The 24286-nt window shown below is 59.9% G+C and carries 21 protein-coding genes; 14 read left to right on the plus strand and 7 right to left on the minus strand.

The window, feature by feature from the left end; all coding sequences use genetic code 11:
- Positions 1–28: 28 nt before the first annotated feature.
- Complete coding sequence (locus FHT76_RS01055) at positions 29–280, plus strand: hypothetical protein (protein WP_259183721.1); 252 nt, start codon at positions 29–31, stop codon at positions 278–280.
- Between the two features lie 91 nt (positions 281–371).
- On the opposite strand, the gene FHT76_RS01060 is transcribed toward FHT76_RS01055, so the two are convergent.
- A complete protein-coding gene (locus tag FHT76_RS01060; protein ID WP_259183723.1) occupies positions 372–1205 on the minus strand; it encodes a MucR family transcriptional regulator in 834 nt (277 codons plus the stop codon).
- A gap of 330 nt (positions 1206–1535) precedes the next feature.
- On the opposite strand from FHT76_RS01060, the gene secA reads away from it, so the two are divergent.
- From secA to FHT76_RS01095, 7 genes are all read left to right on the plus strand, one after another.
- Positions 1536–4091, plus strand: coding sequence for a preprotein translocase subunit SecA (gene secA / locus FHT76_RS01065; RefSeq protein WP_259183726.1), 2556 nt, complete (start codon positions 1536–1538; stop codon positions 4089–4091).
- 82 nt (positions 4092–4173) lie between these two features.
- Entirely contained in the window at positions 4174–4734 is a 561-nt protein-coding gene (locus FHT76_RS01070; protein WP_259183728.1) for a hypothetical protein, read from the plus strand.
- 470 nt (positions 4735–5204) lie between these two features.
- Positions 5205–5648 (plus strand): hypothetical protein, encoded by a 444-nt coding sequence (locus FHT76_RS01075; RefSeq protein ID WP_259183730.1) that lies wholly within the window; start codon positions 5205–5207, stop codon positions 5646–5648.
- Positions 5649–5652: 4 nt separating this feature from the next.
- Positions 5653–6000 carry a DUF3307 domain-containing protein gene (locus FHT76_RS01080; RefSeq protein WP_259183731.1) on the plus strand — a complete coding sequence of 116 codons (348 nt, stop codon included), beginning with the start codon at positions 5653–5655 and terminating at the stop codon, positions 5998–6000.
- Between the two features lie 278 nt (positions 6001–6278).
- On the plus strand, positions 6279–6677 hold the full coding sequence (locus tag FHT76_RS01085; RefSeq protein WP_259183734.1) for a hypothetical protein: 399 nt from the start codon (positions 6279–6281) through the stop codon (positions 6675–6677).
- On the plus strand, positions 6674–7081 hold the full coding sequence (locus FHT76_RS01090) for a hypothetical protein (RefSeq protein ID WP_259183736.1): 408 nt from the start codon (positions 6674–6676) through the stop codon (positions 7079–7081). The genes FHT76_RS01085 and FHT76_RS01090 overlap by 4 nt, the downstream gene beginning before the upstream one ends.
- Before the next feature lie 119 nt (positions 7082–7200).
- Positions 7201–7704, plus strand: coding sequence for a hypothetical protein (locus FHT76_RS01095; RefSeq protein ID WP_259183737.1), 504 nt, complete (start codon positions 7201–7203; stop codon positions 7702–7704).
- Here FHT76_RS01095 and FHT76_RS01100 read toward each other — a convergent pair.
- The gene (locus FHT76_RS01100; protein ID WP_259183739.1) at positions 7701–8567 is read right to left on the minus strand and encodes a hypothetical protein; all 867 of its coding nucleotides are present in this window, start codon (positions 8565–8567) and stop codon (positions 7701–7703) included. The two genes, FHT76_RS01095 and FHT76_RS01100, sit on opposite strands and share 4 nt — an antisense overlap.
- Before the next feature lie 77 nt (positions 8568–8644).
- Positions 8645–8818 carry a hypothetical protein gene (locus tag FHT76_RS01105; protein ID WP_259183741.1) on the minus strand — a complete coding sequence of 58 codons (174 nt, stop codon included), beginning with the start codon at positions 8816–8818 and terminating at the stop codon, positions 8645–8647.
- A gap of 296 nt (positions 8819–9114) precedes the next feature.
- Between FHT76_RS01105 and FHT76_RS01110 the strand changes: the two genes are divergently transcribed.
- From FHT76_RS01110 to FHT76_RS01130, 5 genes are all read left to right on the plus strand, one after another.
- Complete coding sequence (locus FHT76_RS01110) at positions 9115–10992, plus strand: hypothetical protein (protein WP_259183743.1); 1878 nt, start codon at positions 9115–9117, stop codon at positions 10990–10992.
- Complete coding sequence (locus FHT76_RS01115; RefSeq protein ID WP_259183744.1) at positions 10989–11849, plus strand: hypothetical protein; 861 nt, start codon at positions 10989–10991, stop codon at positions 11847–11849. Before FHT76_RS01110 ends, FHT76_RS01115 begins: the two co-directional genes overlap by 4 nt.
- A 4-nt stretch (positions 11850–11853) precedes the next feature.
- The gene (locus FHT76_RS01120) at positions 11854–12690 is read left to right on the plus strand and encodes a hypothetical protein (RefSeq protein ID WP_259183745.1); all 837 of its coding nucleotides are present in this window, start codon (positions 11854–11856) and stop codon (positions 12688–12690) included.
- 138 nt (positions 12691–12828) lie between these two features.
- The gene (locus FHT76_RS01125; RefSeq protein ID WP_259183746.1) at positions 12829–13392 is read left to right on the plus strand and encodes a hypothetical protein; all 564 of its coding nucleotides are present in this window, start codon (positions 12829–12831) and stop codon (positions 13390–13392) included.
- Positions 13393–13473: 81 nt separating this feature from the next.
- The gene (locus FHT76_RS01130) at positions 13474–14127 is read left to right on the plus strand and encodes a hypothetical protein (RefSeq protein ID WP_259183748.1); all 654 of its coding nucleotides are present in this window, start codon (positions 13474–13476) and stop codon (positions 14125–14127) included.
- Between the two features lie 97 nt (positions 14128–14224).
- Here FHT76_RS01130 and FHT76_RS01135 read toward each other — a convergent pair whose 3' ends face one another.
- A complete protein-coding gene (locus FHT76_RS01135) occupies positions 14225–15787 on the minus strand; it encodes a hypothetical protein (protein ID WP_259183750.1) in 1563 nt (520 codons plus the stop codon).
- A gap of 176 nt (positions 15788–15963) precedes the next feature.
- On the opposite strand from FHT76_RS01135, the gene FHT76_RS01140 reads away from it, so the two are divergent.
- The gene (locus FHT76_RS01140) at positions 15964–18261 is read left to right on the plus strand and encodes an AAA family ATPase (RefSeq protein WP_259183752.1); all 2298 of its coding nucleotides are present in this window, start codon (positions 15964–15966) and stop codon (positions 18259–18261) included.
- 95 nt (positions 18262–18356) lie between these two features.
- Here the strand turns inward: FHT76_RS01140 and FHT76_RS01145 are convergent, their stop codons facing one another.
- The 3 genes from FHT76_RS01145 to FHT76_RS01155 all read right to left on the minus strand — a co-directional run bounded on the left by FHT76_RS01145 (position 18357) and on the right by FHT76_RS01155 (position 24067).
- Entirely contained in the window at positions 18357–18671 is a 315-nt protein-coding gene (locus FHT76_RS01145) for a hypothetical protein (RefSeq protein WP_259183755.1), read from the minus strand.
- A gap of 122 nt (positions 18672–18793) precedes the next feature.
- The gene (locus FHT76_RS01150; protein WP_259183757.1) at positions 18794–19258 is read right to left on the minus strand and encodes an Hsp20 family protein; all 465 of its coding nucleotides are present in this window, start codon (positions 19256–19258) and stop codon (positions 18794–18796) included.
- A 306-nt stretch (positions 19259–19564) separates the two neighbouring features.
- Positions 19565–24067 carry a putative Ig domain-containing protein gene (locus FHT76_RS01155; protein ID WP_259183760.1) on the minus strand — a complete coding sequence of 1501 codons (4503 nt, stop codon included), beginning with the start codon at positions 24065–24067 and terminating at the stop codon, positions 19565–19567.
- Positions 24068–24286 lie beyond the last annotated feature (219 nt).

The following is a 24286-nucleotide window of genomic DNA, read 5'->3' on the forward strand; positions in this document are numbered from 1 at the left end:
GATAATGAGAAGACCCCAAGGAGGAACAATGAAGACCCACTTCTTCGACATCATCGCAACGGGCCTCGACCACGATGCTCCCGACTTCGAACAGAAGTTCTACGATGCGGGCTGCGACGATGCCCTCGTTATCTACAGAAGCGGTCTTATCTGCGTCTCCTTCGCCCGCGATGCCGCCACCATGGAAGAGGCCATTGTCAGCGCCACGGATGCCGTGAAGTCCACGGGAGCCACGATCATCAGGATCGACCGCGACGCCGATCCAGACATGGTTTCCTGAAAATCGATAAGCAATAATCCCGAAAATCGAAGAGGCCCGAACCTGTGAAAGGCGGGCCTCTTCGATTTGGTAGTCCTGTCAGGCGGGTCGACTAGGCGACTGCCGCCACCCGTTTCGGTGACATCGCGACGACCTCACCGACCGTCTTGTTTGCCTTCTTGCCCTTGGCCGACTTCGGAGTCTTGGGAACCATATCGGTGCCGAGACCCTGACGGCGCGCGTGACGGCGGCGTTCTTCCCGATACGCAGCGGCGCAGGACGGATACTTCGGGTCGAGGCCGTAGATACGGCGGTAATCCTCGACCGTGATGCCGTGCTTGGTCCACAGGTAGCGGTTGATCATCTTGAGCTTCGTGCCGTCGAAGAGGATCGTCAGCTTGTCCTCGCCGATCGAGTTGGCCTCCGTCAGGCCTTCGAGGACAGGATGCTTCTCGAGGAAGTCCTTGTCGAACGCGAGCTGCTCCTCCGTCAGGACCGGCACGGGAGCGTCCTTGCGAGGACGGCCGACGCCGCGCTTGGGAGCCACGAAGCGGTAGGCGGCCACGACCGCGGGCAGCTTTTCGCTGATCGGTCCGTCGGCAGTCAGAGCCGCGCGCATCTTGGCGGTCTTTGCGTATTTGGGCACTTTCGCCTCCTTATCGCCCGAGCTGGCCTCGGTCTTGTTTTTCGACGTCTTCTTTTTATCCGCAACAGCGCGGCTGGACTGTTTATCGCCAGCGTCGTTCGCCATCTCGGCTGCCTTGGCGACGGCATCCGCCACCGCCTCGAATTTCGATACGGTCGCCATCATGGCTTCCGAAAGGGCGTTCATGAACGCCGGTGCGTTCTCTGCCTGCACCTTGTTGGCGGCCACCATTGTTCTGGTGTAGCCCATGAGTACCTCAAGATGTGCATTTCCGATGTCTACAGATGCTTGCACAGCCATGACCCCAACTCCTGTTTCCATTTCGCGGCTCAGTTATTCCCGCACCCTGAAGACCTGTCCGTCTCCTCTCGAGCAACCTATAAGGTCCGCAGGAAAGAAAAAGTTCCAAGAAAGTTGACAAAAAAATCGAAAAAACGAAATCTTTTCAATAATTAATCGTTTGTTCCCGCTCCGTTCACGAAATTCAAGACCCCAGAACGAGGTCTATAAAACGTTACACACCGATTCCAAGACGACACAGTCGAGCGGAGTCCGGTCTCAAGTGTTGAAGACTTTATTTCTTGGAGCTACCATCGGAACTCTGAGTAATAAACGGAAGTCTTCTGAAACATGATCAATGCTCTCATCCGCTTCATATCCGGCGCGGAAAGCGGTTCTGACCGCAGGATTAAGAAAGACCTCGCCGCCATCAACGGGCTGTCGGATCATTTCGCGAAAATGTCGGACGACGAACTCAGGGAAAAGACTTCCGAGTTCCAGCGCCGCATCGACGACGGCGAGAAGCCGGAAGGGAAGCTGCGCCAGGAAGCGTTCGCGGTCGTCAGGGAAGCAGCCTATCGCGTCCTCGGAAAGCGTCCTTACGATGTCCAGGTCCTCGGCGGCCTCATCCTCGACGACGGCCGTATCGCCGAAATGCGGACCGGCGAAGGCAAAACGCTGACCGCCTCCATGCCGACCTATCTCAACGCGCTCTCGGGCAAGGGCGTTCACGTCATCACCGTCAATGACTACCTGGCGGCGCGTGACGCCGAGCAGATCGGCAGGGTCCACCGCTTCCTCGGTCTGACCGTCGGCGTCATCCTGTCCAAGATGGAAGACCCGGAACGCCGCGAGGCCTATCGCTGCGACATCACCTATGGAACCAACAACGAGTTCGGTTTCGACTACCTCCGAGACAACCTGCGCTTCGAGGCCTCGCAGATGGTCCAGCGCGGCCACAACTTCGTCATCGTCGACGAGGTTGATTCCGTCCTGATCGACGAGGCGAGAACGCCGCTGATCATCTCCGCCCCGGTGGAGGACAGCTCCGACATATATATAAAGGTCGACGCGATCATCGCTTCGTTGCGCGCGCCGCAGGACTTCACGGTCGACGAGAAGATGAAAGCCTGCGCGCTGACCGAGGCCGGTGCCGACAAGGTCGAGGCCATGCTTCGCGCCCAGGAACTCCTCAAGGCAGGCGTGCCGCTCTACGACCACGAGGCCACCCACCTCGTCCATCACATCAACTGCGCGCTCAAGGCGAGGGCGCTCTTCACGAAAGACAAGGACTACGTCGTCAAGGACGGCCAGGTCGTCATCGTCGACGAAAGCACGGGGCGCATGATGGACGGCCGGCGTTTCAGCGACGGCATCCATCAGGCGCTGGAAGCCAAGGAAGGCGTTCGCGTCCAGGAAGAGACCGCGACCCTGTCCTCGATCACCTACCAGAACTATTTCCGCATGTACAAGAAGCTGGCGGGGATGACTGGAACCGCGGCGACCGAGCGGGAGGAATTCGCCGAGGTCTACGGTCTTGCGGTAACGGAAATCCCGACGCACCGCCCCGTTGCCCGTGTCGACGAAAGCGACGAGGTCCATCTGACGACGGACGCCAAGTTCAAGGCGATCGTCGAAGCCGCCAAGGAAGCGCGCATGCGCCTTCAGCCCATCCTGATCGGCACGGCCTCGATCGAGAAGTCCGACCTCATGGTCGAATACCTGCGTCGCGCCGGCTTCGTGGAAGGCGATTTCGCCGACATCCCCAAGGGACGCCCCGTGTTCCAGGTCCTTAACGCGCGCAACCACCAGCACGAAGCGGCGATCATCGCCAAGGCCGGCATTCCGGGGGCCGTCACCATCGCCACCAACATGGCCGGCCGCGGCACGGACATCGAACTGGGCGGCTCGCTCGAGGGTCGACTGGAGCAAGAGCTCGCTGGCATCGAGGACGCCGCCCTGATCGAAGAGGCGAAGGCCAGGATCGAGCGCGAGATCGCCGCGGCTCGGCAGTTCGTCAAGGAAGCAGGGGGCCTGCTCGTCCTCGGAACCGAGCGCCATGAAAGCCGCCGCGTCGACAACCAGCTGCGCGGACGCGCAGGCAGACAGGGCGACCCGGGTCGCTCCAGGTTTTTCGTATCGCTCGAAGACGACATCGTTCGAATCTTCGCGTCCGAAAAGCTCGGCCGGACGGCTCGCACGCTTGGCCTGTCCGAAGGCGACGCGATCAGCCACCCGCTGATCTCCAAACTCCTCGAAGGCGCGCAGAAGAAGGTCGAGCAGCGCAACTACGACATCCGCAAGGACGTCGTGAAGTTCGACAACGTCAACAACGTCCAGCGCGAAGCGATCCATGAATACCGCAAGGAGATCATGGGGACCCAGGACGTGGCGGAGATCGTCGACACGATGCGCGAAAGCGCGGTCAGGGCCGCGATCGAAAAGCACATCCCGGAAAACAGCTATCCCGAAACCTGGGACATGAAGGGCCTCGGCGAGCGCCTTTTCGAGCTTACGACCCTGACCTTGCCGACCGAACAGTGGGCGAGCGAGGACGGCGTCTCCGAAGAAGAAGTCTTCGATCGCGTCTGGAAGGCCATGGCGGAGGACGAAGAAGAACGTCGGAAGCATTTCGACGAAGGCGTCTTCGAACACGCCCGCAAGTTCACGCTGTTGCGGTCTTTCGACGGCCTCTGGCGCGAACACCTTGCTGGTCTCGAGACGCTCAAGAGCGTCATCAACTTCCGCAGCTACGCCCAGCGCGAACCGATCGTCGAATACCGGACCGATGCGTACCACATGTTCGAGGCCATGCTCGAACACATCGCGGATGAAGTGACGAGGCTCTCGTCCCAGATCGTTTCGACGAAACCGGGCGTGATCAATCCGGAGGATCGGGCCGCCTGACCTCTCAACCGGGTTGCGACCGTTCTCCGGCTCCGGAAACTCCGGCGCTCGAGACGGTCGCCCATCGATCGGACAACGCGTTATGGAAAAGTTCGAATTCTGGAAATACGCATACGAGGCAGCGGTCGAGAAGATCGCTGCCTACCGCTCCGACCCGCACGAGGACATGCGCCTCATCACGGAATGGCTTCTGACCACCGAATCCAATCCGTACGATTACCTGATGCTGTCGGATGCCCGGTCGTTCGATAGCGCCGAACGGTTCGCTGGCCTGCTCCACATGATCCACCATTCACTCGTCGACGACGGATCGATCTCGTTCGTGGCGGTCAACGGCCGGCCGATGATCGTGTTCGCCGACAGGGACGAACTCGCAAACGTGGAACTGCGATCGGATGTCGAACGGCAGATCGCGGAGCGACGCGGCTACGAAACCAAGATCGAGATAATCGACGGCGTTGCGGCTTTCATCGAGCGCCGCGACCGGTTCGAAGTGGAGCGCACCGCCAAGAGGGAATTGATCCAGGCCTATCGGTCCGGCGACATCGACGAGGCCGAGTACCGCGCGCGACATGATGCGATCTTTGGCAAAGATGGAATACCGACGTCGAGGACGACGACAGCCGCCGCTTCGCCGAATTGAATGGCCCGCGCCGGCGAAGATCGTCCCGAAGGGCCATCAACTGACGTTCCGGTAGTATTTCCTCGGGCGGCAACACACGCAGGCTGTTCCCGCCGTCTTCCTCCCGATCCCCTTAATTTGTTGACGACCGCCATTGCCGCCGCACGTCAACGATTTGAAGATGGAAGCGTGTATTGCCGCGATGCAACAAACCGATCCGGCTTTAATAAAAACCCCCATAAATCTACGGATTTCACGTTGCCTTCGAGGAATACGGCCCATACCTTTTAATGGCGGCTTCGAGGACGGACTTCCCCAATAAAAATCAATAACGGAAGACCCTGGAACATTCGCATGCGATGCGGTCGGACAAACCTCCCCCACACACTTGTCCGGCCGCATCTTCCTTCCTTGCGCGACGTCGTTAAATCCTGTTGTTTCCGGTTGCGCCTGTGGTAAATTAAAGACCTCGGACAACCAAGGAGACACCGATGTCCACGCTTCCAGCCCGCTTTGACGTCATCGACGGAGAAGGGGAGAACACTCGTATCCACTACGTGATGAGTGAGGAGGTGGTCATTCCGGCGCGAACCGAACCAGGTCCTAACGGCACCACCGTCGCGCACGAGGAAAGAACCGTCCTGAAAAAGCTCAAGGAAGCGGATATCGTCCTCGAGGGCCGCATTACCGCCGAAGACATCGCGACCATCCGCGAATACCTGGCGGACAGCCGCGGCTTCGATCCCGACAAGGCCGGCGTTCCCGATCTCATCGAACAGATGCCGTTGAGCTGGAACCCGTCTGGAAACGAACGCCACGACATCGCGAGGATCGGCTTCACGACGTCCAAGCCCACGCCCGGCTCCGCCGACGCCGATCACTTCACGACCGGCTTCCAGACCTACGACTACAGGGCTGCTCTCTCTATGGGGTGACGGAATGGAACCGCAACACGTCGTCTTTCTCCTGCTGGCCGGACACTTCTTCGGTGACTACGCCTTTCAGTCCGCTTTCATCGCCTGCGGCAAGAACAGAAAGAAGCCGTTGGAGGGGACGTCGTGGTTCCATCCCATGTTGGCGCATTGCTACATCCATGGAACCTTCGTCTACTTCTTCACCGGAGGCTGCCTGACGCTGGCGCTTCTCGAAATCGTTTGCCATTTCGCGATCGACGACGCCAAGTGCAACGGACGGTTCGGAGAACACGTAGACCAGGCGCTGCATATTGGATGCAAGCTTCTATGGGCGCTCCTGCTGTTCCAATTCAAGGACTACCTGCCCTGGTAGGTAGTCGAGGTAATTCACCATGGAGCTGACGATCAAGGTCTCCACACATATCCCGACAGGCTGGATGATCGCGACGTGCGACGACCTCCCGGAATTTTTCGTCCAAGGAAGGAACCTGGAGCAAATCCTGGAACGCGCGCCGAATGTCGTTCTCCGAGTTTTGCAGCGCAGGGGTCCTGCGACAACGTCAGGCGCTCTGCGTATCAATACAAGACTCCATTGACCGCGCCAGCGAAATTCTGTAGACCCCGATGTCAGCTTAAAGGGGAGTACAGTCCGTGAGCGCGTTTACCTTCAAGGAACTGGCCGAGCACGCATCCCTCAATTCCGACGGTGCGTCCGGTTTCGATGCACAGGTCGCAAGCCGCACTGCCCGCCGTGAGGTCGTCTGGCCCGAACATCTACAAGGCAAGCGCGTCGATGACTTCCGACACGGCTCCGAGCTCGCGCGTATCTGGATGTCCTATCGCCGTGGCGTCGGGTCTTTCCGTCGATCCTACCGTCAGAAGGAACTCAAGGAAATCGGCATCATGACGGTTCTCAAGGCCTGCAACGCCGCCGACCTCAAGGCAGAACAGATCGCATCCCTGAAACAGGCCGCCGAACATATGGCCAAACTCAAGGCGCACGTCACGCAAGTCCTTGCAGTGGAAAACAAAGAGGACAGTTCGGAATGAACGAAAACAATAGCGGCCGTCGCACACATCTCAATGGTTCCGTCATCACGCTCGTGTGGAAGCCGTCCGATGCGCGGCGCTACACAGTCGAAGCCGAAACTCCGTTCGGAACCTACTGGGTCATGGACGTCGACGGCGACGACACCATTTGGTCAGCGCCCGGGTCCGCCACCCGGTCGCTCATCAAAGGCGGCGCTGGGGCCGGCAAGGCGGCTTGCCAAGTGGATTTCGCGAACAAGATCGCGTCCTGTATCGGCCCCGACGCACACCCGAGACCTGATGCCAACGCCGAATTTTGGAAAAACGACGCCGTCGACAAGGCTGCCAATATCGCATCGGTCTACGGAGAGGAACATGTAGCCGAAGAAATTCGGCGTCTCAAGACATCCACCTTCTCTGCCTGATCGCGCCCATGTCGCTGACTCGCCTTCCGAGACTGCGGCGGCGCTCGTAGATCGCGAATTTACACCGGGACATGCTTGAGCGGTTGCTCGAGTCTTGGTTTCGGTGTGCAATTCTACCTATGAGCATGCATATCAAGACGCCGACAGAGCAAAATCCGAACGATGTGGTCTTCACGCCTGCGGCTTGGGCGGCGGATATCGTGGATTTCTTCAAACCTTACGGGCTTAGCCTCGATCCGTGCCGCGGTGGCTCGGTCTTTTTCGACGCGCTCCCCGAGCCGAAGGCCTGGTGCGAGATCGCCGAAGGGGTGGACTTCTTTCAGTTCCGCGACAAGGTCGACTGGATCGTCTCCAATCCGCCGTACAGCATCTTCTCGAAATGGCTCGACCACAGCCTCGAGCTGGCGGACCACATCGTCTACCTGATCCCGGTGAACAAGCTCCTGTCATCGCTCCAGAAGCTTCACAAGGTCTACCGTTTCGGCGGTATCGCGCACATCCGCTACTACGGGACCGGCCGTGACGCAGGATTTCCGTTCGGCTTTCCTGTCGGTGCCGTCTACTTGAAACGGGGCCACGAAGGCCCCGTCGAAATCTCCTGGTACCACGAGGCGCGGCCTTAGTAGCCGAACTTCGCGGCGAGGTCCGTCGCAAAGACATCCTGCGGCCGGCGAGGGACGGCCCGCGAAATCACGATGCCTTCGTCGGAGGGAGCGAGCCTGCCGATCTGCACCGCGTTCTCCAGCCAGTAGCGGATATACCAGCCCTCGACGGCCATCAGCTTCTCGACCAGGCGACGCTCGACGAAATCCAAGGGCGTTGTCTCGCGCGATCGCATCGGTCCCTGCACGGATTCGAGGTAGTCCGTGTAGCGCTTCAGTGCATTCTCGAAGGACGCCACCCCTCGTAGGCCATTCACGACGCCCTCGCACGCCTGCGCATATGCGTCGTAATCTGTTGCTTCATAACTACCTTCTGCCTCCCATCCATCCTCGTGGAAAGGCACTCCCAGCAGCGGCGGGCCTTCGCGGTCCGATAGGGCCCATAAAGAGAGGCGCGCGGAGTAGCAGTGGACGTCTCCCATCGTGAAGACTTTGGCATGCGGCTTGGCGAACATGCAGATCGCCGCGGCGGCCGTCGTCTGCGCGGCGCGGCGCTCGGTGACGACCCGCAACGCGGCCGCCATGGCCGCGATGTCGATCGACGGTTCGAAGTGCTGTCTTCCGATCAGCTTGTTTGCAAGGGCCGCGGCCTCTCCGTAGTCGCAGGTTTCGCGGACGAACTGGAAGGCGGCGAGGAAGTTGCGCATCTGCTCCGGCGACACGTCCGGCGTAGAAAACGTCTGAAGCCAATACTGCTCGGAACGGTGCGGCAGCCTGGAAGGGTCGCCCGGCGGACCAGAGACGGATATGGCTTCGGCTAAAGCCTTTGCGACCAAAACGTCGCGAACCTGCAATAAACCCTCAAGAATGGATTCTGCACTCAAAGCCCATGCTCCCCAATACCTAAACGGGGAGGCATTCGCACGCCGGATATTAAGAAACCGTTAATTCCGGACTTTGGTCACAGGCGACGGTCTGCCGTGACGATCCCGATGACGATCCCCCACACCATGACCCAAGCCGTGATCTTGTACCATGGCATGTCGCCAGTCGCGTATACGTCGGCCGCCGTAATCCCCGCGACCGCCAGTACGGTCAGCGCGTTCGGCAACACCCTGGCCCAATTCTTTCTCATTGAAATCTCCCGGATCGAACCACGACGGGGCTATCCCGTGGGTCATTTGAAAATTGTGACCCGAGGCCAGCGGCGGCACAACCCGGATAGGTTGACTTCGCGGATCATCGTCTCGAAATCCCTTGATCGGCCTCTTCGGGTGTAGTGGCGGTTAAGTCCTGGGCAATGCTGGCAAATTGTTGACAGGTCCCGTGTTGCGAGATGCAGCTAAAAAGTGCACCTGAAGTCTTGAAATATGTTGACTAGATCAGCTATCGCCGCTATGCGAGGTCTTCGATTTTGAGGAGATGACATTGATGCAGGCCGACTTCTACTACGTCCCGACGATGCCAGGCGTCACCGCCACCAACAACCTCACTGACAAGGTCCTAAGCGACAATCCCGAAGTCCACGTGGTGACCGAGCCGTCGCAGAATTCCCGCGATGCCGTCCGCAAGGCTTTCCCCGGTCGCCGCGCTCGCCTCGACTACACGTTCAAGACGCTGGCCTACGAGGCATTGCTACCCTATGGCATCGAAACCGCGATGGCGCATGCGCAGGCTTGTTCGGAACGCGATATCGTCCACACCGAATTCGGCGAAGACCTCAAGGTCCTCGTTGTGTCTGACCACTCGGGCGGCCTTGCCGGCAAGATCGACGGCATTCACATCGAACCTGGCTCTCCACTCGAAATCTTCGGCTTCACCAGCGGGACGGGTGTCGACGGCAAAAACGGACACGAAGGCGGCCGCCACGGCTATGGCTCAGCATCCTTCGCCGCCGCCTCCGATGCCCGCTACATGCTGTTCTACGCGCGCCGCCCCGACGGTTCATCGGTCGCGAGTGGCCGCTTGTCTCTCACCACCCACGTCCTCGACGGCAAGAAGTACGCGATGGAGGCTCGCCTCGGCTTCATCAACCGGGACGTCGCGCCCGGTACCGAAGGCGCTTGGCTTGGCATCCTTGTGAACGAGGACGCCGACAAGCTCGCCGCCGATCTTGGCATCGAACGCGCCGTTGACGATCCGGGCCTCACCTGCGTGATCGTCGGCCGCCGTGACCAGGTCAACGAGGCAGCCATCGTGGAGCAGATCGTCTCGAAGGAATACTATCAGGTCGCCGAAGGTCTCATCGACTACGGCGTCCACAACAAGGACACGGGGTCTTCGACCGAAATCACCTCCGAAAACCTGTGGGCCTTCATCAACTCCCAGCAGATCGAGGCGTTCCGCCAGCCCCAGACTGGCAAGCGCCGCCGACGTGACGGCGTTGACCGCGCACGTGCCGGCCTCTCCTTCGTCAAGGCTTGCCAGAACGCTTCCGAGGCGGTCACGTTCGACAGCTTCGAGAACATCTCCTTCACCGATGAGATCGGGCGTGACTACCTGACGGGCAAGCCCGCCGCTGGCGTCCTCTCCCTGACTGCGAAGCACGTCGACCGCGAAGCGGTGAGCGGCAAGCTGAAAATCTTCGTCCAGCGCACCAAGGACGGCGAGCCGGGTGTCGCCATCAAGGTTCGAGGATCGATCGTGAACACGGCGGACTGCGCAGGCCATAACATGCTCGTTATCTCCGACGGCGACGATATCGAAGTCCTTCTCGGCGATGCCGAAGACATCTCGCACACGCGCTACGAGGTCAATCAGGCCAAGGCCCGTGGCTGGATCGCTCCGCGAACGGTGATCGACACCTTCAACGCCGCAGGCTCGCGCTTCTGCCGCGCGTTGGCGGACACGGAAACCGAAAGCGACACGATCTCGCTCGCCGAGTTCTTCCCGATGCCCGGCAACTCGACGGCCGGCCGCACCGGCGGTGGTGCGAGCGGCGAACCCGATAGCGGCGAGGTCTTGTTCGAAAATCCGGGCGGCGGCACCTTTACCTACGAATACGACTTCTCGGCGAAGACGCTGCGCCTGTCGTTCACCGACGAGATCGCCAAACTGCTCCGCAAGCAGCCGCCCGAGGACGTTGTCTTCAAGCTCGAATATCCCGGCCAGAGCAAGGGCGTCGGCTCGTTCTCCGAGAGCGGCGCGCAAGTCACCGCCGACGGCTGCGAAGGCCATTCCTACCGCGACGGCCTGCTCCAGGTTTGGGGCGCGAACGCGGACCTTGAAATCCTTATCGTCGGGGTTGACGTCAATCGCAACATCGACATCGCCATCGTTCCCGAAACAGAACTCGCGGAGGCAGCATGAACACCGTCCTGAAGTCACAGACAGTCCACATCAACCCGACCGAACGCCTCGACATCGCCCGCGACGAACTCAAATACACCGTTCGAGGCGAGGGCACCCGCACGTACTTCGAAGTCAGGTTGACCGGGTGGAACCTGCTGAAGCCTAAACTCCGGCCAGGCCTTACGGTATCGCTCGACTTCCAGCTGATCGGCAAGCCCAAGTGGACGCTGGTGGTCGGCGACGTGCAGTCGGGACCGATCAACACGTTCGGCGTCATCCGCGGATACACGGAAGGCGGCTTCGATCCGAGCCATCTGAGCGCGGTGATCAACATCTCCGACCCGAAACAGGGCCACAGGATCGTCGCTGGCGGCTCGATGCACAAGCCAGACATCGACGAAACCGAGGCCGACGAAAGCCCCGAGGAATCGATCAAGGCGCTGCGCTCCCAGAACGGCAAAGCGCGCGGTCTCATCGACATCATCAGCTCCGAGGACACTGCCGGCAGCTGGGACCTCACCTTGCACGGCGTGGCGACACCCGTCCTTCGTGTTCATCCGACGTTCGGAAAGGCGCTCCTTCTCAACAACCGCGAAGTCCAGCTTTCTGTTCTCCCGGAAGTGTTCCGTCGCATCGTCACGGAACTCGCGGCCTGCCCCGAGGACTACGACAGCGAACCGTGGGCCGCCAAGTTCAAGGAATTCGCGGCCGCTTACGCCGCCACGGGCGAGTGGGACTACTTCACGAGCGCCGGCAAGGAAGACCGTACTGGCACCGAGGAGTTCGTCTCCGACGGCGTCAAGAACTACTACCGCTTCCTCTGCACCAAGAGGGCGCAGGCAACCCAGCACCAGTCGATGACGACCGAGGAGTAACACCATGAACATGCATCCGATCTGCACACTCACTCCCGCCGGCATCCTGGCGTTCGATGCCTTCCGCGACGAGCACGCGATCGTCGAGGACGTCACTGACCGCGTGTCTCCAGCCCGCAAGATCATGGCGAACCCAAACCTCTGCCAGCCGGTCCACGGCTGCGGCGAGATCGACCTCGACGCCCGCTTCGAGACCGGTCTGGACTTCGCGCGTCACGTCTACCCGGCGCTGATCCCGAACGGACAGGGCCAGCTTTCCGACCCGGGAACCATCATGTTCCTCTACCTCGCCTACGTCGACCAGCTCTGGCGCGACGTCGCGCGCGTCATCAGCAGCTACAAGCTGGACGACAAGTCGTCGGACTCGTCCGGCATGCGCCGCAACTCGCGCAACACGGTCTTCGCCTATCTGACGCTCTATCACTTCCACAAGGACGACGAGCGGGTCTGCAAGGCGCTCCTCTCCGGCAAGCCGTACGAAATGCAGGCGAGCGTCGAGCGTATCGCGCAGAATCCCAAGGTCATGAACTCCCGCGGCATGATGGAACTCGTCATCGCGATGTTCCTCGACCAGAACACCGGGCGCTTCAAGAAGAAGCCGGCCCCGAGCAAGCGCAGCGGCCCAAACCCCAAGAAGGCCTACGACGCCATGCGCGAGATGACCGTCGTCGTCTTCGATCAGCTGGCGAAGAACTACAACGTATCCCTGATGTCGGCCCGCGAAATCTTCGCGATCACCCCCGATACGCGCGGGCTGGCCCCCTTCAAGCTCCATGCCCAGAAGTGGTTCGCCGAAGGCGGCGAACAGTCCTCTTCGTCGACCAAGAAGAGCAAGCGCTGATCCCTTTCGTCCGGCGCATCGTCCTCCAATGTGCGCCGGACGCCTTTCCTCTTCAGGTAAACAGAGACCTCGCTCCCCTTGCTTGCAGCCCCGCCGCACATCAAAATCGACGATGCCAGAAGACGAGGGGCTGCCACCATGACGATCGTTTACCAACCGTCACCTCCACATGCGAAGGAAGCGGCGGACAAATGGGCCTGCCCCGGCGAGCCGACGCCCGAATATCTGTCGCCTGCGATCCCGGTATACACGATGACCGCGGCCGAAGCCGCCGATGGCGCGCTGCGCAGTCTGACGCCGACACGCTGGAGGTTTCCCGTCCAACTCGACGACGGCCCCGGTCTCGCCGACGTGAAGGCCTACGAAAACATCGAATTCGCCTCGCTGTCTTACGGCCGGTATGCGGAGAAGCTCTGGAACTGCATCCAGACGATCGTCGCGGAAGAGGCGTCCAATCCGAGCGAATGCAATCTCCGTATGCTGGAGTCTCCGTCGATTCAGCTTGTCGCTTTCTGGGTGGTAGACGGCGCAGCTGACCGCTTCGGGGTGTTGAACCTTATCGATGACGGCCGTCCGCTGACGGTCAAAATGGATCGCACGACATTCCTGGGACATATTGCTGAGAAGGTCGCCGAACGGGAGCGCGCCCACGCCGCCGCGCTCGAAATCTACGGAGAAGACGCCAGTTCGCTCGGCGGATAGTCCGTCATGCGAAGTCTTGTATTCCGTAGCTTTCTCCTGTAAAGCGATCCAAGTGACTATGATCGAACGGAGATGGCCGCCATGGTGAAATTGACGACCGAAGTCTTCGATATCGACGGCCGTAATGTCGAGATCACGCGCATTCCGCCGCGCATGCGCACGCTTACTATCGGGCGCGACCCGGAAGAGAAACCGGAAGAGCAGGGCCTGTTCGAACTGCGCATCGACGGCGCGTTCGTGGCCCGAGTGAAACGGCCCTTCGGCATAGGCAAGCAGCCATTCAAGCTTGAGCGCCTGATCGACGGCTATAGCGTTTCCGGTATCGGCGAGCGCGACGTCTACATGAAAGAACGCCTTTACACGCTCGAGAGCGTCGCGGTCAAAGCCGTCGAGCTTCGAAACGACATCTGCCGCGACGTCTCCTCGCTGCCGACGACCGAAGAGTTGCGGGTCTATCTCGCCAAGGAAGCCGAGCAACGGAGGATCGAGAACGCCGAACGCAAGACTCGGGACGAACGCGACAAGCAAGAACGAGCAGCCGAACGCGCGGCCGGCGATGCGGCGCTCGACGACCTTATCGGCGGCCTCAAGTCGATCGAGGAACGGCTTGGAAGCGAACTCTCGAATTACGAGATGAACGCTCTTCGTATGGCGATCTCCAAGCATGAGAAGGACCGCGAAACGATCCTCACACATCGGATGGCCTTCGAGAGCGACGAGTTCAGGGGGAAATAGTCGAAATCTTGAACTCGTCCTGAGCTCCAATAGGCCAAGAGAGAGGGAATTCGCTCGTTTTCCTTGCTGAACTCCCGCTTCGGATAGCCCGGTCCGCCTATGACGCAGACCTGAGCGGGATGACGACCATTCCTTCGCGCTGGCCTACGAACTTACGCCGAACGCAGAATGTCTCTATCCGCTTTTCGTCGAAGTCCTCGAACAAGCGGTCATGGATAAGTTCAAAACCTACGCCACTGATGTTCAGGCGTGCGCATACCTCCTGAACCGCTGCCCGGCTAGCGCATCCGCTAACCACATGCGTTGTCGTGAGCCTTTCCAAATCAGGAAGCTCTCGGTCAGAGGCGACGATCAGGCTGATGTCTCCTTCCGCATGAGCTAACTCCATCAGTTCCACCAACTCCGCTTGAATGAGTTCCGCACCCGAGCTGACGACGCGAGTACCAGTTGCACCCCTGTCGTCGCCGAAAAAGCATTGCTCGGCGACGAGTCGAAACATGAGCGCCACCGCACTGTCAGCAGGACCGTTTGGCTGCTCGATCCCGATAATCCGCACCGCTCCGCCATCGAAGTCCACAGCTGTCGGCCTGCGGAAAAATGGATATTCTCGCACCGCGCTCGATACCACCCGCACGTACTTGTCCGCCAGTCGCTCACCTGGTATCGGACTGTCGCGGTAGCCGCCTATGTCGAGCAAGTCTTCATGCCGAAGGACGGTCATCAGGTGTTCCAGCCGGGGAGAGGCGTGTCGCCACGCCAACCGGGCCAGCCGCATCTGGAACTTCTGCATGAGGAATCTGGCCACGGCGATCCAGGTAACACCGTCTGGCAAAACAGCGCCCGCGAGATGGGCATCCACGTCTTCATTGACTCCTGCGTGATAGCGAAATGGTTCTTCAAACATGAACTTCTTATACAGAAGGTCGATGCCCTGTTCGAGGAATCTCGATGACGTCGTGCGGTGGCCGTCCCCAGCAAGTCTCTGGAGAAATGAAACCAGCCATGCGCGCTTGTTAGCCGCCGGTGCGGTTGCGCCATACGGAAGATCGAAAGGATTTACAGAACATTTCTCGAGGTAGGGGTTCAGGGTAAAGACGATATCGTCCTGCCCTGCAGGGTGTCCGTGACCATGAAGCAGCTTATCCAAGCTGTTTGCGAGATAAGCCGCCAGCTCCGTATCCGGAGCGCCAAGTCCGATGACCCGAAAAGGGCGCTTTGGATTGACGTTCAGCTTCGCTACGCCGCTGACCGTTTTATTTCGCCTCGACCCGGCTGGGCCATGAACCATGACGACCGGGTTGTTCTCGCCGACTGTCAAGTCGCCTATTGTCGGCTGTCCCCGTTGGCGCACTTCGCATTCGGCCGAGATCGGACCAGACGCCACTCTAGCGCCGTCGCCCTTGTCAAGATTGGCTTTCATCACCGCCCACGTCTTGAAGCCAAGCGTCGCCGCCACGGCTTCGTAAGCGTGGTTCAGGCAGACGTTGTTTCCGAGCTCGTGAAGTCTTGTTTTTACGGCCTTGGCCGCATTCTTCGCCCGCGCGTAGTCGACTGCGGGGATTTCCACATGCGTCATTATCCACTCCGTTTGGCGGTCATCAGGCTTTACTGGGTGTTCCCGTTGCCATACGCCTCCGCCCGTTGGGTTGGAAAAGTGCATGTGCGTTTCAGTTCGAAGGACGCTTTACCGTACCTCTCGCGAGGTGGGAACTGATGGCGCGACCAAGCCGTGAATGAAGTCTACGAAGATTGCGGGTGACTTGTCAACGACTTGCATTCTTTTGGCGATGGCCGACAATCAATCACAGATTTCAAGACGTTGCCAATGGAGATCGCATGACTTCAAATCACGGCTTTCTAAGTTTCTTGCGCTCGCCGTTCAACCGCCGCGGAACCGGGGCAACCGATTCAGTGGCAGAATTCGTTACGCTCGACGACAGCTCCTCTTCTCAAAGCGAAACCTCAAGAGAACTCGAAGTCGTGCAGGAAGGAGCCCCCGCACAGGTTCTCGATCCGCGGGAAATCGTCAAAAAACGAAGCGACGTGTTCGCCCGAGAATTGGCGGCGGAGTTCGCTCGCGCCCTTGGGATCGACCCGGAGGAACGCTGCCGCATCTACGTTCTCTATGACGCCCCTGCGGCCCTCAAACCCTACCTCCCTGGAGACAGTTGGGGCGGCCCTAGTAACCGACCCTCCGAGACTTTCGACGACACCGCCATCCTGCACAAAACCCACGTCGACAATTTCCTGGACTTCGACGGCAAGCAGCACAGACGCACCCATTCCTCCGTCCAGACATTGATCGAATCTGGACGCTCGCTGCTTTTGGTCGCGAGGAGGAGTTCCAGCCTGCCCAAATATCTGTCGAGGTTCCGCCCGACGACCCTGCCCGACATCGAAAACCCCTTCCTTCTGACGATGAGAGCCTTTCGCACGGCGGCCCATGATAAAGATTTCGCACCGATCCGGTTCTCCGGGACTCGAATTCCTCATCTGTCTTTCGATATTCTCTCAGATTTCGATATTTTCTCAGATTTCGACGAACAGGGGTTCGGCGATGGAGGATGGAAGGGACTCGACGATGAGTTTTCCGACATCGGCGACGTTATAGATGACAGCGGAATGGTTCTCGGTGCGGATGGGTGGGAGTCCCCGAACATTCCTCTTTCCGCGACCCGAGTTCTGATCGCCGAACTGCAGACCGTGATGTCGAAGGACACGGCCGATCTATCCCGCCTCCTGCGCGTTGCTTCCACGCTCGGCGAAACGTTCAAGGCGGGAGAACCCACCGAACAGTCAGGTTCAAAGGAAACAGAAGACGCTCCGGGCCTTGACGAGATGCCCGGCATCAAACGCATTCGCAAGCGCGTCCGCCGCCTCATGTCGCGGATGGACAACGGTCAAAGGAAGGGCATTCTGATGCACGGCCCTCCCGGCACTGGCAAAACCATGCTTGCGCGCACGATCGCCAAGGAGTCCGGCCGCAACCTCATTCTGACCTCCTTTGCCGAATGGCAAAGCACAGGCGACGGTCATCTTGGCGACACGCTTTCGGCTATGCGAGCGGCATTCGCCAAGGCGCGCAGATCAGCTCCCTCGATCCTGTTTATAGACGAACTGGATTCGCTCGGATCACGCTCGGAAGGAGGAAAGAACGGTTCCTACATGCGGGCGGTTATCAACGGCTTCCTCGAACTCATGGACGGCTACAAGGACCGCGGCGACATCGTCGTCCTCGGTGCGACGAACGACCTCGAGGCCATTGATCCCGCGATCCTCCGCCACGGACGTTTCGGCGAACACCTCGCGGTCCCAGCGCCGGATATGGAGGACATCGCCGAGATCGTCGATTGGTACCTTGGAAGAGCCACGCTGCCCAAGGGGCGGTCCGAACTGGTGACAGGCCGCGCACTGAGCCTGCGATGCTTCACGGCCAGCTCGGCGACTGTCAGGGCAATGGTGGAGGAGGCCGTCTCCCTGGCGCAGGAGGAGGACAAGGAGCTATCGCTGGAACACTTCACGGAAGCGATGGTCAGCACCACGAAAAACGGTGTCGAGACCAACGACGACCTGACGCCGGAACAGCTCTACCGTATCGCCATCCACGAGATGGGCCATGCGGCCGCAATACACCTCCTGTTCGGAGATCGGGCAAAGATCGGCCTCGCGACAGTGCGTCCAGGCCTTGGATCGCTCGGCCATGTCGTCTGGGAGTTTGAGGATGGCCAAGGTATCGACTGCGTGTCCGACAGTGCCGCGCGGATCGTCATCTGCTTGGCAGGGCGGGCCGCCGAAATACTTCACGGCGGCCTCGGGTCGCTCGGTTTCGGAGCGGGCTCCGACTTGGAGAAAGCAAGGCAGGCGTCCGAGTTCCTCATTGGCCAAGGCACGCTGCCGGCCAGAGGCGACAGCTTCGTGGACAAGCGCGACACAGAGGCCGTCTACAAGGCAAGCGGCGACTGGCTGGCACATCTGCACAAGGAAACCATGGCAATGCTCGGTCCGCATCTGGAAGCGCTTCGGTCCATCGCCAAGGACCTCCAGGCGCAAGGCGACATCGACGGGGCAGCACTGGTTGCGCAAATGAACGCCCATGGCATGACAGCTGGCGGCCACGCACTCAATTGCGACTGACCCAAAAACAAAAGAGGCGGCCTTTGAGGGCGGCCTCTTTGCTCGTTCCCGGACAACGCCGAGGACCGTTAGCCTGATGGAAATGAACAAATCGATCAGAAGTGACCGGATTCCGATCCATGATCACACGCGCAGTTATCGCCCCGGCTTCCGCCATTGCTGCCGCCCGCACCAGAACTCCCGTTGTTCGAAGCGACCACAGGCACCGGGCACGCTACCACGACGGTGATGACATGGGCGGGAACCGTGGTACACGGGCTGGAGAAGTCCGCGGACCTCGAGGCGTTGGCGCTGCAGTCCATGGTTGTCGGGACAAGTTGGGTTCCGTAGCAGGTCTGCGCCGACGCGATGGACGCCGATCCAGCAAGAGCGATAAGACTGAATGCAACTGCACTGATAAGCGTACGCATTGCGATCTCCTTGTGAGTTCATAAGACTCTGCGCTCGCCAAAGTGCCGGCGCAAATGACACACGAAAAAGCCCCGCGAACCAGAGGCTCGCGGGGTTTCGAAGGCGGCTGACTAACGGGGGATTAGCCGACGCTCGCCTCGGAAGTAGCGGAAGTCTGGGTGCCGTTGCCGATATCGACCTTGCGGTGCTTCTGGTTCTCGGGAACCTCGCGTTTCAGATCGACCGACAGGATACCGTCTTTGAGCGACGCGCCCTTGACCTCAAGGAAATCGGCGAGCGGGAATTCGCGCTTGAAGCCGCGGTTCGCGATACCGCGAACGATAAACGTCGATGCGGCTTCGTCATCGGAACGCTTGCGCTCGCCGATCACGACAAGGACGCGCTCCTTGGTCTCGACGGAAAGCTCCTCGAGCGAGAACCCTGCGACGGCCAGCTCGATGCGGTAGTCGTTTTCACCGACGTTGACGATGTTGTAGGGCGGAAAATTGGACTCGCCAACCTGGCTCAGCGCCTCGGCGATGCCGAAGAGACGGTCGAAGCCGACCACGCGGGTCAGGAATGGGTGAACGATATGCCTTGTGCTCATCTAAATGCTCCGTGTGTTGTCCCCGTGCGGGCGACGTTTGTGATTGGACCCTTGAAGGCGTCCTCAACTGAGGTGGTGGCCACCTCCCTTTATTTCAAGAACTCGAGTTCGAAAAAAATTAAAGACTTCGCGCTTTTTTTGGTGGCCGCCTCGCTGATGTCGGATGTGGAGGTTCGTAAGACTTCGCCCTTCCCCGTTCGCTCCCGCTTTATCAGTGCGAGCAAACAAAAAGGCATCCGCTACAGCGCCCGGATGCCTTTTAAACATAGACCTCAAACGCAAGGCGGGAGTCACCCCGCCTTGCGTTTACTCCACGACGAAAGTGATGCCTGGTATCACTCTTTTCACGCCGTTCTTGTCCGTCAGTGTGAACTGCGCCGTATACGTACCAGTCGCAGTCGGAACGCCGGTGAACTGCAGGTAGGTCTTCGCGGCATTCAGCGTCGCCTGTACGCCAGGAGGCAGCGAACCGGAGTCCAGCGCGAAGCTGGTCACGGCGTACGAAGCGTTTCCAAGGTCAACGATGCGCCATTGGACGGTCGGAGTAGTGGTGTTCAGTTGCAGGGTTTCCGTCCGCGAGTAGTAGTAGCAGTCGCCGTTGCAGACGACGTTCTGTGCGTTCGACTGGCTGGTCAGCTGACCGATCGTGTTGAACGGCGTGGTGATGTTGAACTCGAGAGACACCGTCGCCGTCTGTCCAGTCTCGTCGATCGCCGTGACCTTGATGTTGTAGTAGTCCTTCGGAGCGATCGAGGTTCCAGCGAACTTCACCACGCCGTTGACCACGGACCATGTGATGCCCGGAGGCACGACTCCAGTCACCGTCCAGTCGATGTTGTCGACCGCATTGCCGCCCGAGGGGATGTTGCTGGCGGTAACGGTCGTCGATGCCGAACCCTTGCCGGTAACCCAGGTCTGGATGCCGGTTGTCGGGTTTGCCGTGACCTTCAGAGCGGTGCGAGCGGTGACCGTAAAGGAAACTGCGGTCGACACAGCCTGGTTTCCGTTGCCGTCGGTCGCCACCCAGATGATGCCGCCAAAGGTTCCGGTCTGCGATGCGTAGCCGCTATAGACCAGAGACGTACCGTCAGCCGAAGGCGTCGCTGTGATGCCCGGCGGCAGCTTGCCGGAAACAAGCTTCCACGTGGCTGGATAGAGGGCGTTTGTGGAAGTCAGCTTGGATGTCGTCGTAATGGTCGGCTTTGTGCCGTACTGGACGATCGTCTGCGTAGCCGCGCTGTTCGTGAGCGTGAACATGCCGGCCGACGTCACGTTGAACGTGATCGGATAGCTTGCGGTGCCGCCCATGCTGTCCACAGCCGTGACGACGACATTGTAGGTTCCAACCGCCGTTGCCTTGCCGGTGAAGTAGTAGCCGTCCGTCTTCGCCGTGCGGGCGACGCCGGGAGGCAGCGTACCGGTCATTGACCAGTTCGCGGTCGGAATCGTTCCGCCGTTCGGGATATTGGAGGCCGTCACGGTTGTCAGCGCGTCGTCGGTGTTCAGGATCATCTGGCGGGTGTTGCCAGGCGTCGCTGAAAGCTGAAGGTCGGCGCGCGGCAATACCACGAACTCGATCGGTTTCGTCTGGAAGACGTTACCGTACGGGTCGGTCACGTTGTAGGTGATGTTGCTATAGGTTCCCTGTGCGGTCGGATAGCCGGTGAAGGAGTACCCGGAACCGTCCGCCTTGGTGACGATCGACAGACCCGGAGGCAACGTCCCCGTGGCGAGAGCGAACGTGGCCCCACCTGTATAGGTCGTGTTGGATGCCGCGACCCTGATGACGGTGTTCGAGGTCGGAACCGTGGTGTACTGCCTCAGCGTCTCCGAGCAGCAACCGTTGTTGTAGGCGAGAAGCTGCGTACCGACCTTGATCGTCAAGACGACGGTGGCCGAACCGCCCATACTGTCATCCGCCTTGATCGTGATCCCGTATGTTCCGAACGTCGTCGGAGCACCTGAATAGGTCAGCACCCCGTTTTTCGAAACCACGGTCATACCGTCCGGTGCTGCACCGGTTATAGTCCACGCGGTGATCTTTTCGCCAGCCGGTGTATTCGATGGCGTGATCGTTATGTTGATCGGGTTGTCAACCGTGCCGCTGACGGTAAGGCCAGGGTTGGCAGTCAGGGCGAGCGCATCCCTCGCCTTGACCGTAAAGGTCAGAGGGGCGGTCTGGATCGAGTTGCCCTGGGTGTCGGTTACCTTCCAGACGATATTTGAATATGTGCCAGTCGCCGTGGCATAGCCGTTGTAGTTGATCTGCGCGCCGTTGTAGGCGTAGCTGGTGGTGATGCCCGGTGGGAGGGTTCCCGAAACGAGTGTCCAAGTCAGTGCGCCCGACCATGTGTCGTTGGAACCTGCGTCCCTGATGATCGTGCTCGATGCAGCGGCTTGGGTGTACTGCGAGATCGTGGGGTTGTTGCCACCGTTCGTGTAGGAGATGAACGGAGCGACGACGGCGATCGGCATGGTCGCGGTCGCGTTGCCGCCCTTGCTGTCGACAACCGTGAAGCTGGGCGTATAGCTCCCCGTCTTGAGCGCGGTGCCGCTGAGCGTCAGAACGTTCTTGGAGATGGCGTATGACACGCCTTCCGGCAGACCTGTTACTGTCCACGAAGCGGGCGGGATTATCTCTCCATTGGGCGTGTTGAGGACGTTCACGACCTGGTTCACCGGCTGTGTGCCAGCCCGAACCGTGATGCCGACGCTCTGGGGCATCTCCAACGCAAGCGCGACCCGCGGGCCGACGACCATGGAAAGAGGCGTCGTGTTGAACGTGCGGCCGTTGGCGACGACCTTCCAGACGAGGTTGTCGTAGGTTCCTTGGGTCGAGGGATATCCGGTGAAGGACAGGCTGTCCTGTTCGGCCGAGATCACCGTCGAAATGCCGGGCGGAAGCGTGCCGGAAACGAGGGTCCACGTTGCGCCGCCCTTGTAAGCGGTGTTCGATGCGCTGTCCCGCAAAGCGATGCCGTTCTTGGGGACCGACGTGTATTGCGAGAGCGCTTCGGAGTTGCCGAGGACGTTGACGGCGAGGATCGAACGGCCTTGAACGTTGAGCGTCGTCTGTGGCGACGTCGCCGAATTAGAAGTCGCGCGGGTGATTTCATACGGGTTGAGCTTGTATCCCGTTTCTTCGTGGTCGTCCGCAACGTAGAGGCTGATCGGATAGGAGCCCGAAGCGGAAGGAACGCCCGAAAGCGTCATGGCCAGTGTGTCAAACACGATGTGGTCGGCTGCCAGCTTGGCCTCGACCTGTGCCACTGTCTCTCCTGCGCCCTGCTTTGTCGCGTTGCCGCCTGCCGAGGTGTAGGTGACGAGACCCGACGCCTTGTTCTGGTCGTAGGTCTTGTAATAGAGCGTTCCTGGAATCGCGCCGTTGATCGTGTAGGAAGGCGTTCCGATGATGTTTTCCGGCGACGGCCACTGCACGAAAAGCGGTGCTTCGGGGCTGTCCATAGTTCCACCCGTGGCGGACGTAGCCGCGCCGAGCGCGACAGGTCCGTGAGTTTCCACGCTCTGGACGTAGTTGGTGCCGGACTCGCCGCCATTGGCGTCTGTGCGGCCTTCTTCGTCACTGACGTTGAGGTGCCATATGTGGCTTGCCGCGTCATCGAAGGTGCCGGTGAACACGCCCGTTGTTTCGTTGAACGAAACGCCCTCTGGCACACCGGACGGATGGTAAGTAATTGCCCCGACGTTGTTAGAGGCCGTTTGCGCGGCGGTCGCAAAGGTTTCCTTGGACCTTACGTGAAGGAACTGCGCACCAGGAGCCAGATAGACGTAACCCGGTGTCACGACCTTGAGCGTCGCGGTATCCGAGGCGGAGTTGCCGATGCCGTCCTTCACTTCAAGAGCGTAATCGTAGGTTCCGCGCGCGGCCGGCGTACCCGTCAGCTGGCCGTTGCTGTCGACCCCAAGCCAATCGGGACCTGATTTTTTCGTCCACGTCAGCGGACTAGCGAAGGTCCCTGTCGGTTTCGGTGCCGGATCGAAGACCTGGGCGGAGACGACCTTCTTGGTGGCGTCGTCGAATTGCCAGACCAGGGGCTTGTCCTGCAGGTCGAGCGCGATCTGCGACTGGCCGACGACTTTGAGGGTGAACGCCCGGTCCGCGAAGATGGCGGCGTTGGTCTTGCTGGTCCCGCGGATCACGATCGAGTAGACGGAATTCAGAGCGGCGTCCGTCGCACCCACGAGCTTGTTGCCCGAAAGCGAAAGGCCGTGAGGCAGAGCATCCGATGTCGGAGCGAGCGAATAATCGACGCCATTGTAAAAACCGTCGTTGCCGGGTTCCACGCCGATCGAGAACTGCGCGGCGTCGAAGGTCCTCGGCAGCTCGTAGGTGTCGCTCGAAACCAGAGTCGGCTGGGGATAGATCACCAGCGGCAGGTAAAGCTTCCCCGGCTTGTTAGAAGCGTCGTGGTAGCTGATGACGACAGACCCCTTGAACGACGAACTCGGTATACCTTCGAGGAGGCCCGTCGACGTGTCGAACAACATGCCGGGGATGGCAGGGGAAGCTCCGTCGAAAACAACGTCGCCGTCGAGATATTCCTTGAGGGAGTCAATAACGGAATCAGGGGACTCGGACGAAAGCCTGTCGTAGCCAGCGCTGCCGATGACCGTTGCCAGCGTCCTGTCAGGAACTTTTCCCGGTTGGGGATTTTCCGCCCCGGACGAACCGAGCACGCCAGTCGTCTTGACGTACCGATACATGAAGGTGTCCGACGCATTCGCCGCGAACGCCGGCGTAAGGACTTGAAGCGCGATCAGCGCCGTGGAGGTAAGCTTCTTCAACATCGATATATAATCCAAGACCCCGAGAGTTTTCAGACTATGAGGCTCAATGCGCCATTAACCAAGTAATTATATTCGGAAACAATCCGGAAATCCGTATGTGATATATCACGATAGTCTAGGCCGACCGAGGCAATGGAGACCCAGACGATGCGCTCACGCATTTCCTTATGAGGCTTCGAGGCTTGGACTGGTCTGCAATTTTATTAACGAGCCACCGTG

This window comes from Rhizobium sp. BK176 (genome assembly GCF_024808055.1).